This is a genomic window from Mycobacterium europaeum, assembly GCF_034555895.2.
GTDB lineage: Bacteria > Actinomycetota > Actinomycetes > Mycobacteriales > Mycobacteriaceae > Mycobacterium > Mycobacterium europaeum.
On record NZ_CP157315.1, the window covers coordinates 5,194,586 to 5,212,937 of the forward strand.

Here is an 18,352-nt window from a genome sequence, read left to right on the forward strand (position 1 = left end):
CTGGATCAGACCCCGTCGCGGCGTCCGAGGAGGAGCACCCGCTGCACGTCGGCAACTCTACCGCTTTTGGCGCTCGGGTAAAAATTGCGCGGAAGCTGGCTGGGAATCCCCGGCGCCGAGTGTGCGACGACGGCTTTGCGGGTGAGTCCGGGGCGGGGGAATCGCGAAAGCCCCGCCCTGAACTCACACACCGGGCCTCCAGCTCAGACTCGATTCAAGCGGTACCCGCAGACAGCGCCAAAAACCCGGATGGGCAGGCACGTATTCTGTTGTGGACTTAACGCGCAATCAGCGCAGAGACTCAGAAGACAGGAAGACCAACAGTGGCGCTCGTCGTGCAAAAGTACGGCGGATCCTCGGTGGCCGATGCCGATCGGATCCGCCGCGTCGCCGAGCGCATCGTCGCGACCAAGAAGCAGGGCAACGACGTCGTCGTGGTGGTCTCCGCGATGGGCGACACCACCGACGACCTGATGGATCTGGCCCAGCAGGTGTGCCCGGCCCCGCCGCCGCGCGAACTCGACATGCTGCTGACCGCCGGCGAGCGCATCTCCAACGCTCTGGTGGCCATGGCGATCGAGTCGCTGGGCGCGCAGGCGCGCTCGTTCACCGGCTCGCAGGCCGGCGTGATCACCACCGGCACGCACGGCAACGCCAAGATCATCGAGGTCACTCCGGGCCGGCTGCAGGAGGCGCTCGAGGAGGGGCGCATCGTGCTGGTCGCCGGGTTCCAGGGCGTCAGCCAGGACACCCGCGACGTCACCACGCTGGGCCGCGGTGGCTCGGACACCACCGCCGTGGCGCTGGCCGCCGCACTGCACGCCGACGTCTGCGAGATCTACACCGACGTGGACGGCATCTTCACCGCGGACCCGCGGATCGTGCACAACGCGCGCCGGCTGGACACCGTGACCTTCGAGGAGATGCTCGAAATGGCGGCGTGCGGCGCCAAGGTGCTGATGCTGCGCTGCGTGGAATACGCCCGCCGGTACAACATTCCGGTGCACGTCCGCTCGTCGTACTCGGACAAGCCGGGCACCGTCGTCGTCGGATCGATCAAGGACAAGCCAATGGAAGACCCCATCCTGACCGGAGTCGCGCACGACCGCAGCGAGGCCAAGGTGACCGTCGTCGGCATCCCCGACATCCCCGGCTACGCGGCGCGCGTCTTCCGGGCCGTCGCCGACGCCGAGGTCAACATCGACATGGTGCTGCAGAACGTCTCCAAGATCGAGGACGGCAAGACCGACATCACCTTCACCTGCTCGCGGGACAGCGGGCCCACGGCGGTGGCCAAGCTGGATGCACTCAAGGACGAGATCGGGTTCAGCCAGCTGCTGTACGACGACCACATCGGCAAGGTGTCGCTGATCGGCGCGGGCATGCGCAGCCACCCCGGCGTCACCGCGACCTTCTGTGAAGCCCTGGCCGAGGTCGGCGTCAACATCGAGCTGATCTCCACCTCCGAGATCCGCATCTCGGTGCTGTGCCGCGACACCGAACTAGACAAGGCCGTCGTGGCGTTGCACGAGGCGTTCGGGCTCGGCGGCGACGAGTCGGCGACGGTGTACGCGGGGACGGGCAGGTAGATGGTTGCGATAGGCGTGGTGGGCGCCACCGGCCAGGTGGGCCAGGTGATGCGCAGATTGCTCGACGAGCGCGACTTTCCCGCCACGTCGGTGCGGTTCTTCGCGTCCTCCCGCTCCCGGGGGCGCAAGCTCGAGTTCCGCGGTCAGGAGATCGAGGTCGAGGACGCGGCGACGGCGGACCCGGCCGGGCTGGACATCGCGTTGTTCTCCGCCGGCAAGACCATGTCGCTGGTGCAGGCGCCGCGGTTCGCCGCGGCCGGGGTGACGGTGATCGACAACTCGTCGGCGTGGCGCAAGGACCCCGACGTGCCGTTGGTGGTGTCCGAGGTGAACTTCGAGCGGGACGCGCACCGCAGACCCAAGGGCATCATTGCCAACCCGAACTGCACCACGATGGCCGCCATGCCGGTGCTCAAGGTGCTGCACGACGAGGCCGGGCTGACCCGGCTGGTGGTTTCGAGCTACCAGGCGGTGTCGGGCAGCGGTCTGGCCGGGGTCGAGGAGCTGGCGACGCAGGCGCGCGCGGTCATCGACGACGCCGAGCGGTTGGTGCACGACGGCTCCGCGGTCGCCTTCCCCGCGCCCAAGACCTATGTGGCGCCGATCGCGTTCAACGTGGTGCCGCTGGCCGGCTCGCTGGTGGACGACGGCTCCGGCGAGACCGACGAGGACCAGAAGCTGCGGCACGAGAGCCGCAAGATTCTCGGCATCCCCGAGCTGGCGGTCAGCGGTACGTGTGTGCGGGTGCCGGTGTTCACCGGGCACTCGCTGTCGATCAACGCCGAATTCGCCCGGCCGCTGTCGCCCGAACGCGCCCGCGAACTGCTCGACGGCGCGCCCGGGGTCAAGGTGGTCGACGTGCCGACCCCGTTGGCGGCCGCCGGCGTCGACGAGTCGCTGGTCGGCCGCATCCGGCGCGACCCGGGCGTGCCCGACGGGCGCGGCCTGGCCCTGTTCGTGTCCGGGGACAATCTGCGCAAGGGGGCGGCGCTGAACACCATCCAGATCGCCGAGCTGCTGGCCGCCCAGCTGTGATCCGCGGGTGAGCACCGCGCCTGCCCGACTGGTCGCGCGGTGCTCGCTTGCACTGACTCTGCTTGCGCCGCAATGGTGTTGGCTTGCCCGCGCCGACCCGCCGGCGCCGGCCCCCGAGCCCATCGTGGGTCCGCTGGCACCCGGTCAGGTGTTGCGGATCGGCCCCACGGCCGGCACCGGCACCCCCACCGGGGACTACGGCATCGGCGCCACGGACCTGTGTGAGTTCGTGGAGTTCCCCACCGAACTGTTGCAGGTGTGCGGCGACAGCTTCGCCGGGCAGGGGGTGGGGTTCGGCGGCTGGTACGCCCCGGTGGCGCTGCACGTGGACACCGCGTCCGTCGACGACCCGGCCGGCGTGCGCTACACCGGCGTCACCGGGATCAGCCATCCGCTGCTGGCCGACCCGGCCCCGCCGGGCGCCTCGCAGCTGCCCGCCGGGGTGGTGCAGATCAACCGGCGCAACTACGTGATGGTGACGACGACGAAGAACCTGGAGCCGCAAAGCTCACGGCTGGTGACGGCCGAGCCGGCGCGGGCGGGGTGGCAGACCATCGCCGGATCGCGGCGACCCGCCTCCTATCAGGGCGGCTCGCAGACCCAGATCAGCGGCTACTACGACCCGATCCCCACCCCGGACTCGCCCACCGGGTGGGTGTACATCGTGGCGGACAGCTTCACCCGCCGCGACCCCGTCGTGCTGTATCGGGCCACCCCGCAGGCGTTCACCGACCGGTCCCGGTGGCAGGGCTGGGCGGCCGGCCCGCACGGCGGCTGGGGCAGGCCGCCCACCCCGCTGTGGCCGGACGCCGTCGGCGAGCTGTGCATCCGGCAGATCGACGGCAAGGCCGTGCTGTCGTATTTCAACTCGGTCACCGGCAACATGGAGGTCCGCGTCGCCGACGACCCGACCGGGCTGGGCGACGCCCCGGTGACCACGGTGGTGCAGCACGACGAGTGGCCGGATCCCGCGGAGAGCCTGCCGCCGCCCTACGACAACCGGCTCGCCCAACCGTACGGCGGGTACATCTCGCCCGGCTCCACCCTCGACGAGCTGCGAATCTTCGTGAGCCAGTGGGACACTCGGGCCCGGGTCGCGGCGCCCTACCGGGTCATCCAGTTCGCGGTGAATCCGTTCAAACCGTGATCCTGCCGACCCGACGAACCGGCGCCCGCTCGCCGCGGCCTTGTCAGAGCACCACTTCCGAAGGCGCCGCCCCCGCCTGGCCGCCGGCAGCCGGTGGCGCGGTGGGGGCGGCCCCGGAAGCCTGATCGCCCGCGGCGGCGCCGTCGACGAGTGTCGCCTGGTCCTGCGTTTCCTCGTCGTCCTTCTTGTCGTCGTCCTTGTTTTCCGCGTCCGCTTGCGGGTCGATCGCGGTGGTGTCCGAGGCGAGTGAAGCCGGCATCGAGCCGCCGCCCTGCGCGAAGCCCTGGATGCCCTGCATGATGCCCTGCACCCCCTGCGTAGCGCCCTGCATCCCTTCGGAAAAGCCCTGCATACCTTGCGAAATGTTGCCCGCAAGCTGACCGATCTGCGCGGGGGTGGGCGTCCCGCCGCCCGGGGTGGGCGTCCCGCCGCCCGGGGTGGGCGTCCCGCCGCCCGGGGTGGGCTTCGGTTCCGGCTTGGGACTCGCGTCGGGATCATCCGGGTTGGGATTTTCCGCGTTGGGATCGCCCGGGTTGGGCTTTGGCGTTTTGTCGGGCGGCTTGATGACCGTCGCCTTGGGAGGCGTATCCGGGGTGAGCGCCTTCAACGGCAAGTTCGCATACTGAACGTAATACTTCAGCGCCGATTCCGAGGTTGCCTGCAGCTTCTCATACCATTGAATGGTGACGGTCACGTAGTACTGATTGTTGGATTCCATGTAGCGCCTGTACCAATAATCGCACTGCGATATTTCATAGGACGTGGGGTGCGCGCCATCAAGGGCGTGCTGGTTGTTGTACCCGGTGGTGGCGGTGGCCTTCTTGTGCACGTCGACGACCCTGTTGGCCTGCTGCGCGAGGTCACCGCACAATTTCGCCATCGAGTAGATCCACTCCTTTTGCCGCTGGAAATTCTGCTCGACCTGCGCCGTCGCCTCACCCTCCCAGCTATTGAAGAGCCGGAACCGATTCGTTTGCTCCCGAAGCGCCCGTTGGAACGACTCCCATTCCTGCGCAAACGCCCTGAATGCGGTTCCCTGGTCACCGGACTCGATGTCCGCCGCCGCCCGTCTGACTTCGTAATAGGGGTATTCGAACGGCGCCGCCGCGGCCGCGGGTGGGGGCGGTGACCACGGCTCCTCCTCCGCGACCACTTGCACCGGCGCCATGGCCGCGGCGGAAGAGCCGTCGGTCAGGATCTTGTCGATGTCCTCCGCGGCCCCGGTGTCGACCTCTTCATAGGCCTTTGCCGCGTTCCTCAGCGATTTCGCCAGACTCTTCCATTCCCGTTCGCACCCTTTGAGGTACATCCGAAACGTGTCGGCGGTGAATGCGAGTCGTGCAGCGGTATCGTGGATGAACGAAAGGTTGCAGGGGCCTTGCGGATTGGTGGACGGGACGGTTGGCAGCGGTTGCTCGAGTTCTTCAGCGCGCGCGATGAGTTCCTGATATTCGACGTTCAGCGTCTGCGTCATATCGGCTCAATCTCCTTGTGCTGCAGCGACCCTGGCCGGCTGGGTCATGTCCTGGGGAGCGCCTTCGGCAGCCGGTGACGCCGGGGTGCTTGCTCTCCGCCTTGCCTGACGGCGGCCAAATACATTGCACCCACCGACCGTTCCTCTCGTTGTGCCGGTCATGCGAGCGGTGCAGTGGCGCGCCGGCCGCTACCACGTGCCATCCTAAGTCACCGACGGGGGGCTGGTACGCGCCGATTTCTACGGATTGCGAATCGGCCCGGTTTGATCCATTCGGCCCGGCGAAGCCGAGCGGTGGGCCCCTTGCGCTCACAGCTGCTACATAAGGAGCGCATAGCCGCAACTGGTGTTAACGGCTTCATCATTTGTCTCATGAGTGAAACATCCGAAACCCCCATCGCGCGGTCCTCCACCGCCACCGCACCGGCCGCCGCGGAAGCCGCGGCGGCATACCGGGCCCCGCGGGTCTTCCAACTCGCCGCGTGGGTCGCCATCGTCGCCGGGATCGTGTTCATCGTCGCGGTCGTGTTCTTCACCGGCTTCATCCTCGGCCACCGCGGCGGCCACCACGGCGGCCACCACCACAAGCACCACGCGGCGTTCATGCACCCGCACCGCATGGGCGGTCCGGGCGGCCCGGGTGCCGGCGGACCGGCCGGCATCCAGCAGGGCGGGCCCGCGTCGGCGACCCCCGGCGCCCCCGGGCCCAGCCAGATCCCGTCGTCGGTCGCCCCGGGCCGGTAGTCCAACCCTTCACCGAACAACCAGCAGCCCGGTGCTCGGCAGAGCACCGGGCTGCCCGTCGTTCAGTCAGCGCCGGCTCCGGATTCACAGCAAGTTTGTGGTCCCGAACCTGTTACGGCCGCCGCGCCCCTGGGCATGATTCAAGGCATGAGCGAGACACCCGAACCGCCGCCGCCCCCGCCGACCGCCGCACCCGTGCCACCCCCGCCGCCGCGCCCCGAGCGGGTGAAGCCCCCGCGGCTCTATACGGCCGCCGCATGGGTGGTCATCGTCGCCGGAATCGTCTTCATCATCTCCACCGTGTTCTTCGCCGGTGCCTTTTTGTTCGGTCACTACCACCACTGCCACTACCACCACGGCCAGATGTTCACACCTGGTGGCGGCCCGGGCGGACCCGGCCCGGGCAACGGCCCGTGGGGGCCCGGTCCCGGTACCGGCCCGTGGGGCCCCGGTCCCGGCCCCGGGCCGTGGGGGTCCGGCGGTCCCGGCCCTGGCGGCCCGTGGAATTCCGGCGGCCCGGCGCTGATCGTCCCGATGCCGCCCGGTGGCCCGGGTGGACCCGGCGGCCCCGGGGGCGGTCCCGGCGTGAGCGGCCCCGGTGGGCCGTCGGCAAGCCCGACGCCGAGCACGCCCGCGCCGCGCCCGTAACACCCCATGAGCGCGTCAGCCCAGCAATCGAGGAGATAGCGACATGACGGAGCGTTTCACCACCACTGACGCCGGCATCGCTGCACCCAGCGACGACCAGTCGTTGACCGTCGGCCCCGACGGCCCCATCCTGCTGCAGGACCACTACCTGATCGAGCAGATGGCCCAGTTCAACCGGGAACGCATCCCGGAGCGGCAGCCGCACGCCAAGGGCGGCGGCGCCTTCGGCACCTTCGAGGTCACCAACGACGTCAGCAAGTACACCAGGGCCGCGGTCTTCCAGCCCGGCACCAAGACGGACATGCTGGCCCGGTTCTCCACCGTCGCCGGCGAGCGCGGCAGCCCGGACACCTGGCGCGACCCCCGCGGCTTCGCGCTGAAGTTCTACACCAGCGAGGGCAACTTCGACCTGGTCGGCAACAACACGCCGGTCTTCTTCATGCGGGACCCGCTGAAGTTCCAGCACTTCATCCGGTCGCAAAAGCGCATGCAGGCCACGAACCTGCGCGACCACAACATGCAGTGGGACTTCTGGACGCTCTCGCCGGAGTCGGCGCACCAGGTGACCTGGCTGATGGGTGACCGCGGTATTCCCAAGACGTGGCGGCACATGAACGGCTACAGCAGTCACACTTACAGCTGGATCAACGCCGCGGGCGAGATCTTCTGGGTGAAGTACCACTTCATCACCGAGCAGGGCATCGACTTCCTGACCCAGGAGGACGCCGACCGGCTGGCCGGCGAGGACGGCGACTACCACCAGCGCGACCTCTACGAGGCGATCGAGCGCGGCGACCACCCGAGCTGGACGCTGAAGATGCAGATCATGCCGTACGAGGAGGCCAAGAGCTACCGGTTCAACCCGTTCGACCTGACCAAGGTGTGGCCGCACGCCGACTACCCGTTGATCGACGTCGGCAAGATGACGCTGAACCGCAACGTCACCGACTATCACACCGAGATCGAGCAGGCGGCCTTCGAGCCGAACAACACCGTGCCCGGCACCGGGCTGAGCCCCGACAAGATGTTGCAGGCCCGCGGGTTCTCCTACTCTGACGCGCACCGCGCCCGGCTGGGGACCAACTACCGGCAGATCCCGGTCAACGAGCCGAAGGTCGAGGTAAACAGCTACTCCAAGGACGGGGCGATGCGGGTGAAGAACGCCTCCGACCCCGTCTATGCGCCGAACTCCTACGGTGGCCCGCACGCCGACCCGGCCCGCGCCGCCGAGGTGCGCTGGCACGCCGACGGCGACATGGTCCGCGCCGCGTACACGCTGCACCCCGAGGACGACGACTGGGGCCAGGCCGGCACCATGGTCCGCGAGGTTCTCGACGACGCGGCCCGGGACCGCTTGGCGCACAACATCATTGGACACGTCTCGAAGGGCGTGAAGGAGCCGGTGCTGTCGCGGGTGTTCGAGTACTGGCGCAACGTCGACCCCGACCTCGCCAAGTTGGTCGAGGAGGGCGTCCGGGCCAACGGGGGCTGACCGCCCGGCCGCGTGCCTGGCATGATCGTTTGAATGACGATGCGGGTTCGCGCGGCGGCGATCACCATCGGCCTGGCCATCGGGGGCGCGGTCGCGCTCCCGGTTGCGGCCGCGCACCCGTCGGACCCGGGGGTGGTCAACTACGCGGTCCTGGGTAAGGGCTCGGTCGGCAACATCGTCGGCGGACCCATGGGCTGGGAGTCGGTGTTCACCGAACCGGTGCAGGGCGACTGGGTGGACGTCCCGGTGTGCAACAACTGGGCCGACATCGGATTGCCCGAGGTGTACAACGACCCCGACCTGGCGTCGTTCAACGGCGCCGTCACCCAGACATCGGCCAACGACCAGACCCACTTCGTCAAGCAGGCCGTCGGGGTGTTTGCCACCAACGACGCCGCCGACCGTGCCTTCCATCGCCTGGTGGACCGAACGGTGGGCTGCTCGGGCCAGACCACCGCGATGCACCTGGACAACGGCGTCACCCAGGTGTGGACGTTCGACGGCGGCCCGCCGGGACCCGCCGACGCGAACTGGACCAAGCAAGAAGCCGGCACCGATCGGCGCTGCTTCAATCAAACCAGGCTGCGCGAAAATGTATTGCTGCAGGCCAAGGTCTGCCAGTCTGGCAACGCCGGGCCGGCGGTCAACGTGCTGGCCGGTGCGATGCAGAACGCGCTCGGTCAGTGACCCGGCTTCCGCGGCCCGCATGGGCATGCTTGAGATCGGGCGCGAACGGGAATATGTCGGGGCCATCTGTTAGATGAAGTAGTGGCGGTTACCGTTGCCTTAGCTGTGCAGGGAAGTGGTCCGCAGTCGCGTGCTCAGGCTGGCCCAGGCCCGAAGGGATAGTGATATGACGTTTGCCGCCATCACTACCGCGGGCTCCGAGATGGCCGATTCCAAGGCCGCCGCGCACTACATCGCCGAGGGCTGCCTGGTGGACGGCCCGCTGGGCCGGGTGGGCCTGGAGTTGGAAGCTCATTGCCACGACCCGTCCGACCCGCATCGCCGGCCCGCCTGGCGCGAGATCGCCCGCGTGCTGGAGCGGCTACCGGCGTTGCCCGGCGGCAGCCGCGTGACCGTGGAGCCCGGCGGTGCGGTGGAGCTGTCCGGCCCGCCGGCCGACGGGGTGGTGGCCGCCATCGACGCGATGCGCGGCGACCAGGGCGTGCTGCGGTCGGCGTTCGCCGACGCCGGCCTGGGGCTGGTCTTCCTCGGGGCGGACCCGCTGCGGCCGCCCAAGCGCATCAACCCCGGCGCGCGCTACCGCGCCATGGAGCAGTTCTTCGCGTCCAGCCGCTCCGGTACGGCGGGCGCCGCGATGATGACGTCCACCGCCTCCATCCAGGTCAACCTGGACGCCGGTCCGCGGGCCGGCTGGGCGGACCGGGTACGGCTGGCGCACGCGCTGGGACCCACCATGATCGCGATGGCCGCGAACTCCCCGATGCTGCGCGGCGAGTTCACCGGCTGGGTCTCCACCCGGCAGTGGGTTTGGGGCCAGATGGACTCGGCGCGGTGCGGCCCCATCCTGGGGGTCAGCGGTGACGATCCGGGCACCGACTGGGCGCGCTACGCGCTGAAGGCCCCGGTGATGCTGGTCAACTCCCCGGACGCCGTCGCGGTCACGCATTGGGTGCCGTTCGCCGACTGGGTGGACGGCCGGGTGCTGCTGGGCGATCGCCGTCCCACGATCGCCGACCTCGAATACCACCTGACCACCCTGTTTCCGCCGGTGCGGCCGAGGCAGTGGCTGGAAATCCGCTATCTCGACAGCGCGCCGGACCTCTTCTGGCCGGCCCTGGTGTTCACCCTGGTGACCCTGCTCGACGACCCGGTCGCGGCCGGCGTCGCGGCCGAGGCGGTCGAACCGGTGGCCACCGCCTGGGATGCCGCGGCCCAGGCCGGTCTGCGGGACCGGCGGCTCTACGCCGCGGCCAACCGGTGCGTGGCCGTCGCCGCCGAGCTGGCACCGCCGGAACTCGGCGGCCCGATGCAGCGGCTGGTCGACGCCGTGGAGCGGGGCCGGTGCCCCGGCGACGACTTCTCCGACCAGGTGATCCGGCACGGCATCGCGCCCACGGTGGCGCGGCGGGCGCAAGGGGGGCTGTGACTTCCGCTGATGATTCCGACCCGCTGCGGCCGGTCCCCCGCAAGCGGGTGGGGTCCCCGCGGAGCTGGGGAGTGCCCGCCGCGCCGCGATTGCGATCGTCCTGCCGGGCGGGTCTTGCCGACGATCTGGCGCGGGCGCGGGCGCGGACGTTGCGGTTGTGCGACTTCGACGACGCCGAACTGTACCGGCAATACGACCCGCTGATGAGCCCCCTGGTGTGGGACCTGGCGCACATCGGTCAGCAAGAGGAGCTGTGGCTGCTGCGTGGCGGCGACCCCGGCCGGCCGGGCATGCTGCCCCCGGCCGTCGAGGGGCTCTACGACGCCTTCGTGCACTCGCGGGCCAGCCGGGTCGACTTGCCGCTGCTGCCCCCGGACCGGGCGCGGTCGTACTGCCAGACCGTGCGGTCGGCCGCGCTCGACGCCCTGGACGCCCTGCCCGACGACGCCGACAGCTTCGTCTACGCGATGGTGATCAGCCACGAAAATCAGCACGACGAGACCATGTTGCAGGCGCTGAACCTGCGCAGCGGCGCGCCACTGCTGCGCGACACCGCGGCGTTGCCGGCCGGTCGGCCCGGCCTGGCCGGCAGCTCGGTGCTGGTGCCCGCCGGCCCGTTCGTGCTGGGCGTGGACGCGGTCAGCGAGCCCTACTCGCTGGACAACGAGCATCCCGCACACGTCGTGGAACTGCCCGCGTTTCGCATCGGCCGGGTCCCGGTGACCAACGGGGAATGGCGGCACTTCATCGAGGACGGCGGCTACTCCGATCCGCGGTGGTGGTCCGAGCGCGGTTGGGAGCACCGCCGGCGCGCGGGCCTGACCGCGCCGCAGTTCTGGGGTCCGGACGGACGGACGCGCACCCGGTTCGGTCACGTCGAGGACATTCCCGCCGACGAACCGGTGCAGCATGTCACCTACTTCGAGGCCGAGGCCTACGCCGCATGGGCGGGCGCGCGGCTGCCCACCGAGGCGGAATGGGAGAAGGCCTGTGCGTGGGATCCGGCCACCGAGAGCCGGCGCCGCTACCCGTGGGGGGCGCAGCCGCCGACCGACGCCCTCGCCAACCTGGGCGGCGCCGGGCTGCGCCCGGCGCCCGTCGGGGCGTACCCGGCCGGCGCCTCGGCGTACGGGGCGGAGCAGATGCTCGGCGACGTGTGGGAGTGGACCTGTTCGCCGCTGCGGCCGTGGCCGGGGTTCGTTCCGATGATCTACGAGCGCTACTCGCAGCCCTTCTTCGACGGCGACTACCGGGTGCTGCGCGGCGGCTCGTGGGCCGTGGAGCCCGCGATCCTGCGGCCGAGCTTTCGCAACTGGGACCATCCGATCCGGCGCCAGATCTTCTCCGGTGTCCGGTTGGCTTGGGACGTCGAGGATTTCGCCTGATGTGCCGCCACCTCGGTTGGCTCGGGGCCGACGTCACAGTCTCCTCGCTGGTGCTGGATCCGCCGTGCGGGCTGCGGGTGCAGTCGTATGCCCCGCGCCGGCAGAAGCACGGGCTGCTCAACGCCGACGGCTGGGGCGTCGGGTTTTTCGACGGCGCTTCGAAAGGCCCCCGCCGCTGGCGTAGCCAGGCACCGCTGTGGGGTGACGTGTCGTTCGACTCCGTGGCCCCTGCCCTGCGCAGCCGCTGCGTGGTGGCCGCGGTGCGATCGGCGACGGTCGGGATGCCGATCGACGCCAGCGCGACGGCGCCCTTCACCGACGGCCGGTGGTTGCTGTCGCACAACGGAGTCGTCGACCGCGCCGTGTTGCCCGCGACCTCGCGCGCCGAATCGATCTGTGACAGCGCGCTCTTGGCGGCCGCCATCTTCGACCGCGGCCTCGACGCGCTCGGCGAGACGATCACCGAGATAGCGGCTGCCGACCCGGACGCCCGGCTGAACATCTTGGCCGCCGACGGCGCTCGCCTGCTGGCCACCACCTGGGGAGACACCCTGTCGATCCTGCGCCGCCCGGACGGTGTCGTCCTGGCCAGCGAGCCGTATGACAACGACTCCGGTTGGGAGGACGTGCCGGACCGCCACCTCGTCGAGGTCACCGCGACGGGCGTCGCGCTGACCCCGCTGGATCGATCGGAAGGTTGACGATGACGCTGACCCTGGCCAACCACCTGGCCGCCGACTCCGCCGACCGGGCGTTACGTCGCGACGTGTCGGACGGCCTGCGCCGGACGCCGAAGTCGTTGCCCCCCAAGTGGTTCTACGATTCGCTGGGCAGCCACCTGTTCGATCAGATCACCCGGTTGCCCGAGTACTATCCGACCCGCGCCGAGGCGGAGATCCTGCGCGCGCGGTCGGCGGAAATCGCGGGGGCCAGCCAGGCCGACACCCTGGTGGAGCTGGGCAGCGGAACGTCGGAGAAGACCCGGCTGCTGCTGGACGCGCTGCGCCAACGCGGATCGCTGCGCAGGTTCGTCCCCTTCGACGTCGACGCCGGCATCCTGGAGACCGCGGCGGCGGCGATCCAGCGGGAATACGCGGGGATCGAAATCAACGCGGTCTGCGGCGATTTCGAGGAACACCTCGCCGAGATCCCCACCGGCGGCCGCCGCCTGTTCGCCTTCCTGGGGTCGACGATCGGCAACCTCACGGCCGGCCCGCGCGCGGAGTTCCTGTCGAGCCTGTCCGCCCAGATGCGGCCGGGGGACAGCCTGCTGCTGGGCACGGATCTGGTCAAGGACACCGGTCGGCTGGTGCGGGCCTACGACGACCCGGCGGGGGTGACGGCAGCGTTCAACCGCAACGTGCTGGCGGTGATCAACCGGCAACTCGACGCCGACTTCGACGTCGAGGCGTATGAACACGTGGCGCGCTGGAACGCCGAAGAGGAGCGCATCGAAATGTGGTTGCGGGCGGCCCGGCCCCAACGGGTCAGCGTGGACGCGCTCGACCTGACCGTCGATTTCGCGGCCGGTGAGGAGATGCTCACCGAGGTGTCGTGCAAATTCCGCCCGGACGGGGTGAGCGCCGAACTGGCCGCGGCGGGGCTGCGCCGCACCCGGTGGTGGACGGACGCCGCGGGCGATTTCGGGCTGTCGCTGGCCGTGAAGTGACCGTCGGGGACTCGCTGGCCGCCCGTTGGCGGGCGGCCCGCCCGCCGATGGCCGGGCTGCACCTGGACAGCGCGGCCTGCTCGCGACAGAGCCTGGCGGTGATCGAGGCCGCCGCCCTGCACGCCCGCAACGAATCCGAAGTCGGCGGCTACGTCGCGGCGGAGGCGGCCGCGCCCGCGCTGGACGCCGGGCGGGTCGCGTTCGCCGCGCTGGCCGGCATGCCCGACGCCGAGGTGGTGTTCACCACCGGCTCCCTGAACGCGCTCGACCTGCTGCTGGGCGCGTGGCCGGCCGACCGACGCACGGTGGCGTGCTTGCCCGGCGAATACGGCCCCAACCTGGCGCTGCTGAACGCGCACGGATTCGACCGCCGGCTGCTGCCGACGCTTTCCGATGGCCGGGTCGCGCTCGATGACGCCGCGCTGGAGCTGGAGGCCGATCCGCCCGATTTCGTCCACCTGACCGCGGTGGGCAGCCACAGCGGGGTGGTGCAGCCGGTGTCGATGATCGCGCAGCTGTGCCGCGAGTTGGGGCTGCCGCTGGTGGTCGACGCCGCCCAGGCGCTGGGCCAGGTGGATTGCGCGGTCGGCGCCGACGTGACCTATGCGTCGTCGCGCAAGTGGCTCGCCGGGCCGCGCGGGGTCGGGGCGCTGGCTGCGCGCCGCGAGCTGCTGGAGGGCCTGCGCCCGAGGCTGGCGGCACCCGACTGGCTCGCCGGCTCGTTCACGGTGGCCCAGCAGCTGGAGTTCGGTGAAGCCAATGTGGCCGCGCGGGTGGGCTTTTCGCTGGCGCTCGGGGAGTACCTGGCGTGCGGCCCGCAGGCCGTGCGCGCACGGCTGGCCGCGCTGGGCGCCTCCAGCCGCCGGGTGCTGGCCGACGTGGCCGGCTGGGCGGTGGTCGAAGAGGTCGACGAGCCCAGCGCCATCACCACCCTGGCCCCGGTCGACGGCGCCGATCCGCAATCGGTGCGGTCCTGGCTGCTCGCCGAGCGGCGGATCCTGACCACCTACGTCGGCGTGCAGCGCGCGCCCCTGGAGCTGGCCGGCCCGCGACTGCGGATCTCGCCGCACGTCGACACCACGGCCGACGATGTGGAGACCTTCGCCGAGGCGCTGATCGCCGCGACCGCGGCGACGTCGGGTTAGAGATCGACACCGGCGCGCAAAAGTGCGAGAAGGGCCCGCGGTGACGTCGATTTCGGCGCGACCGGCCCTGTCGTCCTAGCCCGCTTTGTGCGCCGTCAGCAGGTAGGCCGGCATCTTCATCCGGCCCTTCTCGTCGCGCTGATGCGGCGGGAATTCGAAAGGCGCGTCGGGGATCTCGATGACGTTGGAGAGGATGAAGGCCGGTCGGATCTCGTCGACCTCCCAGTACTTGCTCACCGCGGCCCGAAGCTCGTCCTCGTCGACCTCGTTGGGCTTGGGTTCCATCTCGGCGGGAAACGCGCCCTTGGCGAACACCAGCACGAACAAGCCGGCCCCCGGCGCGGCCGCGCGGTGGATGGAGCTCAGGTAGCCGTCGCGGCCCTCGACCGGCAGCGAGTGGAACAGCGTGGAATCGACCACGGTGGAGAACCGGCCGTCGTGGCCGCCGAACGACGTGATGTCGGCCTGCTCGAAGCTGGCGGTGGTCAGGCCCCGCTCCCGGGCTGCCTTGGTGGCCGCCGCGACGGCGGTCGGCGTGAGGTCGACCCCGACCACCGTGTAGCCCTGGGCGGCCAGCGCCAACGACAGTTCGGCTACCCCGCACCCGGCGTCCAGCACGTCGCTGTGGAATTTCCCCGCGGCCACCAGCGCGGCCAGTTCGGGTTGCGGCTCACCGATGTTCCACGGCGGCGGCCCCTCGAAGTGCGCCTGCTCGCGGTATGCGCTGTCCCAGTCCATGATTTGATCGCCCGTCATGGATCTCAACGTACCCGGCGCTCAGCACTCCCAGGTGTGCACCGGCTCGTTGGCGTGCATGTGCGCGCAGTACCGGCGCAGCATCTCGGCCAGCGCGGCCGGCCTTGTCATCCCGCCGTCTTCCAGCGCGCGCACGGTGGACACCTGCCAGCTGGCGCCGTTGCGACCGGTCCTGGCGCGGCCCTCGATCACCCCGAGGAAGCGGTCCCGCACGTCGGCGTCCACCCCCCAGCGGCGCAGCCCCTCGTCGGCGATCGGCAGCAACGTGTCCAGCACCAGTGCGGTCGCCGTCACCTGGCCGCGGCCCGGCCAGTGCAGGCGGGCGTCGATGCCGTCGCGCGCCGCCGCAAGGAAATTCTCTTGCGCGGCAGCGAAATCCATGCCGGCCCACAGCGGATCGTCGTCCTCGGACAGGCGGCGCAGCATCCCGTAGAAGAAGGCCGAATTGGCCAGCATGTCCACGACGGTCGGCCCCGCCGGCAGCACCCGGTTCTCCAGCCGCAGGTGCGGCCGCCCCTGCACCACGTCGTAGACCGGCCGGTTCCACCGGTACACGGTGCCGTTGTGCAGCCGCAGCTCGGGGAGGCGCGGCGCCCGGCCGGCCGCCAGCTCCGCGACCGGGTCCTCGTCGGACACCTCCGGCAGCAGGGCCGGGAAGTAGCGGATATTTTCCCGGTACAGGTCGAGCACCGAGTCGATCCAGCCTTCGCCGAACCACACCCGCGGCCGCACGCCCCGGGATTTGAGCTCCTCGGGCCGGGTGTCGGTGGACTGGGTGAACAGCTCGATGCGGGTCTCGGCCCACAACTGGTGGCCGAAGAAGTACGGCGAGTTGGCGCCCAGCGCCAGCTGCGGGGCGGCCACCACCTGTGCGGCGTTCCAGTTCGCGGCGAATGCCTCGGGGGCCACCTGCAGATGCAATTGGGTACTGGTGCACGCGGATTCGGGCGCGATCGACACGGCCTGCCAGCTCAGCGGCTCGGGGCCGGAGATGTTGATCGGGATGTCGTCGCCGCGGGCGGTGAAGATCGACTCGTTGAGCGCCGCGTAGCGCCGGGAGTCGCTCATCCAGCCGGTGGCCAGGTGTTCGGGCATCAGCGTGGGCAGGATCCCGATCATCACGATGTGCGCACCGCCCGCGCCGGCCTTGATCTCGGCGGCGTTCAGGCTGGCCCGCACCTCGTCTTCGAGATCCAGCGCGGTGTGCCCGGGCAGGGCGTGGGGCGGCACGTTGAATTCGATGTTGTAGGCGCCCAATTCCGGCTGGAACGCCGGATCCCCGATGGCGTCCAGCACATCGCGGTTCGACATGGCCGGCTGATAGTCGGCGTCGACGAGGTTGCACTCGATCTCCATGCCGGTGAGCGGCTTCGCCGAGTCGAAGTGCGACCGGGCCAGCATCGTCTCCAAGACGTCCAGGCACAACTGGAGCTTCCGCCGGTATTCCCGCCGATGTGCGCTGTTGTACGTGGTGCGCTTGACCTCTTCGCCCACACCGCCGATGGAACAGGGTTACCGGCGGTAACGCAAGCTGCCCGGCCGCTTGTCGGGCGCGGCGGACCGTGATGGACTCCTGACGTGTCCGCCGAGTTCGTCGCCGCCATCGATCAGGGAACCACCAGCACCCGGTGCATGATCTTCGATCATGACGGCGCCGAGGTGGCCCGCCACCAGCTCGAGCACGAACAGATCCTGCCCCGCGCCGGCTGGGTCGAGCACGACCCGGTCGAGATCTGGGAGCGCACCTCCTCGGTGCTGATGTCGGTGCTCAACCGCGCCAACCTGTCCGCCGATCACCTTGCGGCGCTGGGCATCACGAACCAGCGGGAAACCACGCTGGTGTGGAATCGGCGCACCGGGCGGCCCTATTACAACGCGATCGTCTGGCAGGACACCCGCACCGATCGGATCGCGTCGGCGGCCGAACGCGACGGTCGCGGGGAGGTGATCCGGCGCAAGGCGGGCCTGCCCCCGGCGACGTATTTCTCCGGCGGCAAACTGCAGTGGATCCTGGACAACGTCGACGGGGTGCGCCAGGCCGCCGAGAGCGGCGACGCCCTCTTCGGCACCGCCGACACCTGGGTGTTGTGGAATCTGACCGGGGGCGCGCGCGGCGGCGTGCACGTCACCGACGTGACCAATGCCGGCCGGACCATGTTGATGGATCTGGAGACCCTGGACTGGGATGACGAGCTGTTGTCCTTCTTCTCCATCCCGCGCGCGATGCTGCCGGCGATCGCGCCGTCGTCGTCGCCGCAGCCCTACGGCGTCTCCGCGCAGACCGGGCCGGTCGGCGGCGAGGTGCCGGTCACCGGCATGCTGGGCGACCAGCACGCGGCGATGGTCGGCCAGGTGTGCCTGTCCGAGGGCGAGGCGAAGAACACCTATGGCACCGGGAACTTCTTGCTGCTCAACACCGGCGAGACCATCGTGCGGTCCAAGAACGGGCTGCTGACCACCGTCTGCTACCAGTTCGGCGGCGCCAAACCCGTGTATGCGCTCGAGGGTTCGATCGCGGTCACGGGCGCGGCCGTGCAGTGGCTGCGCGACCAGCTGGGCATCATCAGCGGTGCGGCGCAAAGCGAGTCGCTGGCGCGTCAGGTCCCCGACAACGGCGGAGTCTATTTCGTCCCGGCGTTTTCCGGGTTGTTCGCGCCGTACTGGCGATCGGACGCGCGCGGCGCGATCGTCGGGTTGTCGCGGTTCAACACCAACGCACACCTGGCCCGCGCGACGCTGGAGGCGATCTGTTACCAGAGCCGCGACGTGGTGGACGCGATGGCGGCGGATTCCGGTGTGCACCTTGAGGTTTTGAAGGTCGACGGTGGGGTCACCGGCAACGACCTGTGCATGCAGATCCAGGCCGATGTGCTCGGCGTCGACGTGGTCCGCCCGGTGGTGGCCGAGACGACGGCGCTGGGCGCGGCGTACGCGGCCGGTTTGGCGGTGGGGTTCTGGGCCGACCCGGCCGACCTGCGGGCCAACTGGCACGAGGACAAGCGCTGGACGCCGGCCTGGACCGACGAGCAGCGCGCCGTCGGATACGCGGGTTGGCGCAAGGCGGTGCAGCGGACCCTGGATTGGGTGGACGTCACCTAGCGCCTCGATGCCGCGAGCGTGCGTGTCTGTACAACGACACGCCGGTGCGGTCGTAC

General features: G+C 70.1%; 16 protein-coding genes. 13 read left to right on the top strand and 3 right to left on the bottom strand.

The features are described from left to right. Window positions 1-323 precede the first annotated feature (323 nt). Genes U8D42_RS24005 through U8D42_RS24015 form a run of 3 tightly spaced genes read left to right on the top strand, consistent with a single transcriptional unit; the run spans window position 324 to window position 3,771 of the window. Window positions 324-1,589, top strand: coding sequence for an aspartate kinase (locus U8D42_RS24005; protein WP_085241294.1), 1,266 nt, complete (start codon window positions 324-326; stop codon window positions 1,587-1,589). Further along, entirely contained in the window at window positions 1,590-2,624 is a 1,035-nt protein-coding gene (locus U8D42_RS24010) for an aspartate-semialdehyde dehydrogenase (RefSeq protein ID WP_322860806.1), read from the top strand. A 7-nt stretch (window positions 2,625-2,631) separates the two neighbouring features. Further along, window positions 2,632-3,771 carry a DUF4185 domain-containing protein gene (locus U8D42_RS24015; protein ID WP_322860805.1) on the top strand — a complete coding sequence of 380 codons (1,140 nt, stop codon included), beginning with the start codon at window positions 2,632-2,634 and terminating at the stop codon, window positions 3,769-3,771. Between the two features lie 43 nt (window positions 3,772-3,814). Here U8D42_RS24015 and U8D42_RS24020 read toward each other — a convergent pair whose 3' ends face one another. Next, window positions 3,815-5,245 carry a PPE domain-containing protein gene (locus U8D42_RS24020; protein WP_322860804.1) on the bottom strand — a complete coding sequence of 477 codons (1,431 nt, stop codon included), beginning with the start codon at window positions 5,243-5,245 and terminating at the stop codon, window positions 3,815-3,817. A 372-nt stretch (window positions 5,246-5,617) separates the two neighbouring features. Here U8D42_RS24020 and U8D42_RS24025 point away from each other — a divergent pair, with 372 nt between their 5' ends. From U8D42_RS24025 to egtE, 9 genes are all read left to right on the top strand, one after another. Then, complete coding sequence (locus U8D42_RS24025) at window positions 5,618-5,989, top strand: hypothetical protein (protein WP_085241301.1); 372 nt, start codon at window positions 5,618-5,620, stop codon at window positions 5,987-5,989. A 147-nt stretch (window positions 5,990-6,136) separates the two neighbouring features. Next, window positions 6,137-6,637 carry a hypothetical protein gene (locus tag U8D42_RS24030; protein ID WP_085241303.1) on the top strand — a complete coding sequence of 167 codons (501 nt, stop codon included), beginning with the start codon at window positions 6,137-6,139 and terminating at the stop codon, window positions 6,635-6,637. Window positions 6,638-6,680: 43 nt separating this feature from the next. Beyond that, a complete protein-coding gene (locus tag U8D42_RS24035; protein WP_322860803.1) occupies window positions 6,681-8,129 on the top strand; it encodes a catalase in 1,449 nt (482 codons plus the stop codon). A 39-nt stretch (window positions 8,130-8,168) separates the two neighbouring features. Next, entirely contained in the window at window positions 8,169-8,816 is a 648-nt protein-coding gene (locus U8D42_RS24040; RefSeq protein ID WP_090421349.1) for a sensor domain-containing protein, read from the top strand. A 166-nt stretch (window positions 8,817-8,982) separates the two neighbouring features. Beyond that, window positions 8,983-10,242: an ergothioneine biosynthesis glutamate--cysteine ligase EgtA gene (egtA, locus tag U8D42_RS24045; RefSeq protein ID WP_322860802.1), complete on the top strand. Its 1,260-nt coding sequence runs from the start codon at window positions 8,983-8,985 to the stop codon at window positions 10,240-10,242. A gap of 89 nt (window positions 10,243-10,331) precedes the next feature. After that, the gene (gene egtB, locus U8D42_RS24050) at window positions 10,332-11,627 is read left to right on the top strand and encodes an ergothioneine biosynthesis protein EgtB (RefSeq protein WP_431523890.1); all 1,296 of its coding nucleotides are present in this window, start codon (window positions 10,332-10,334) and stop codon (window positions 11,625-11,627) included. After that, window positions 11,627-12,328, top strand: a complete 702-nt coding sequence (gene egtC, locus U8D42_RS24055; protein ID WP_322860801.1) for an ergothioneine biosynthesis protein EgtC — start codon at window positions 11,627-11,629, stop codon at window positions 12,326-12,328. The genes egtB and egtC overlap by 1 nt, the downstream gene beginning before the upstream one ends. A gap of 2 nt (window positions 12,329-12,330) precedes the next feature. Next, entirely contained in the window at window positions 12,331-13,296 is a 966-nt protein-coding gene (gene egtD / locus U8D42_RS24060; RefSeq protein WP_322860800.1) for an L-histidine N(alpha)-methyltransferase, read from the top strand. 47 nt (window positions 13,297-13,343) lie between these two features. Then, window positions 13,344-14,441: an ergothioneine biosynthesis PLP-dependent enzyme EgtE gene (egtE, locus tag U8D42_RS24065; RefSeq protein ID WP_322860874.1), complete on the top strand. Its 1,098-nt coding sequence runs from the start codon at window positions 13,344-13,346 to the stop codon at window positions 14,439-14,441. A 75-nt stretch (window positions 14,442-14,516) separates the two neighbouring features. On the opposite strand, the gene U8D42_RS24070 is transcribed toward egtE, so the two are convergent. Continuing rightward, window positions 14,517-15,197, bottom strand: coding sequence for a class I SAM-dependent methyltransferase (locus tag U8D42_RS24070; RefSeq protein ID WP_322860799.1), 681 nt, complete (start codon window positions 15,195-15,197; stop codon window positions 14,517-14,519). Window positions 15,198-15,218: 21 nt separating this feature from the next. Continuing rightward, entirely contained in the window at window positions 15,219-16,691 is a 1,473-nt protein-coding gene (locus tag U8D42_RS24075) for a glutamate--cysteine ligase (RefSeq protein ID WP_322860798.1), read from the bottom strand. Window positions 16,692-16,829: 138 nt separating this feature from the next. On the opposite strand from U8D42_RS24075, the gene glpK reads away from it, so the two are divergent. Further along, window positions 16,830-18,296: a glycerol kinase GlpK gene (gene glpK, locus U8D42_RS24080; RefSeq protein ID WP_348636983.1), complete on the top strand. Its 1,467-nt coding sequence runs from the start codon at window positions 16,830-16,832 to the stop codon at window positions 18,294-18,296. Window positions 18,297-18,352 lie beyond the last annotated feature (56 nt).

What these genes read in the sequence shown, in the direction of transcription:
- egtE (WP_322860874.1), top strand. Translation starts at nt 13,344, where the DNA reads ATGGCCGGGCTGCACCTGGACAGCGCGGCCTGCTCGCGACAGAGCCTG.
- egtC (WP_322860801.1), top strand. Translation starts at nt 11,627, where the DNA reads ATGTGCCGCCACCTCGGTTGGCTCGGGGCCGACGTCACAGTCTCCTCG.
- egtD (WP_322860800.1), top strand. Translation starts at nt 12,331, where the DNA reads ATGACGCTGACCCTGGCCAACCACCTGGCCGCCGACTCCGCCGACCGG.
- U8D42_RS24025 (WP_085241301.1), top strand. Translation starts at nt 5,618, where the DNA reads ATGAGTGAAACATCCGAAACCCCCATCGCGCGGTCCTCCACCGCCACC.
- U8D42_RS24040 (WP_090421349.1), top strand. Translation starts at nt 8,169, where the DNA reads ATGCGGGTTCGCGCGGCGGCGATCACCATCGGCCTGGCCATCGGGGGC.
- U8D42_RS24020 (WP_322860804.1), bottom strand. Translation starts at nt 5,245, where the DNA reads ATGACGCAGACGCTGAACGTCGAATATCAGGAACTCATCGCGCGCGCT.
- U8D42_RS24070 (WP_322860799.1), bottom strand. Translation starts at nt 15,197, where the DNA reads ATGACGGGCGATCAAATCATGGACTGGGACAGCGCATACCGCGAGCAG.
- egtA (WP_322860802.1), top strand. Translation starts at nt 8,983, where the DNA reads ATGACGTTTGCCGCCATCACTACCGCGGGCTCCGAGATGGCCGATTCC.
- U8D42_RS24030 (WP_085241303.1), top strand. Translation starts at nt 6,137, where the DNA reads ATGAGCGAGACACCCGAACCGCCGCCGCCCCCGCCGACCGCCGCACCC.
- U8D42_RS24010 (WP_322860806.1), top strand. Translation starts at nt 1,590, where the DNA reads ATGGTTGCGATAGGCGTGGTGGGCGCCACCGGCCAGGTGGGCCAGGTG.
- U8D42_RS24035 (WP_322860803.1), top strand. Translation starts at nt 6,681, where the DNA reads ATGACGGAGCGTTTCACCACCACTGACGCCGGCATCGCTGCACCCAGC.
- glpK (WP_348636983.1), top strand. Translation starts at nt 16,830, where the DNA reads ATGATCTTCGATCATGACGGCGCCGAGGTGGCCCGCCACCAGCTCGAG.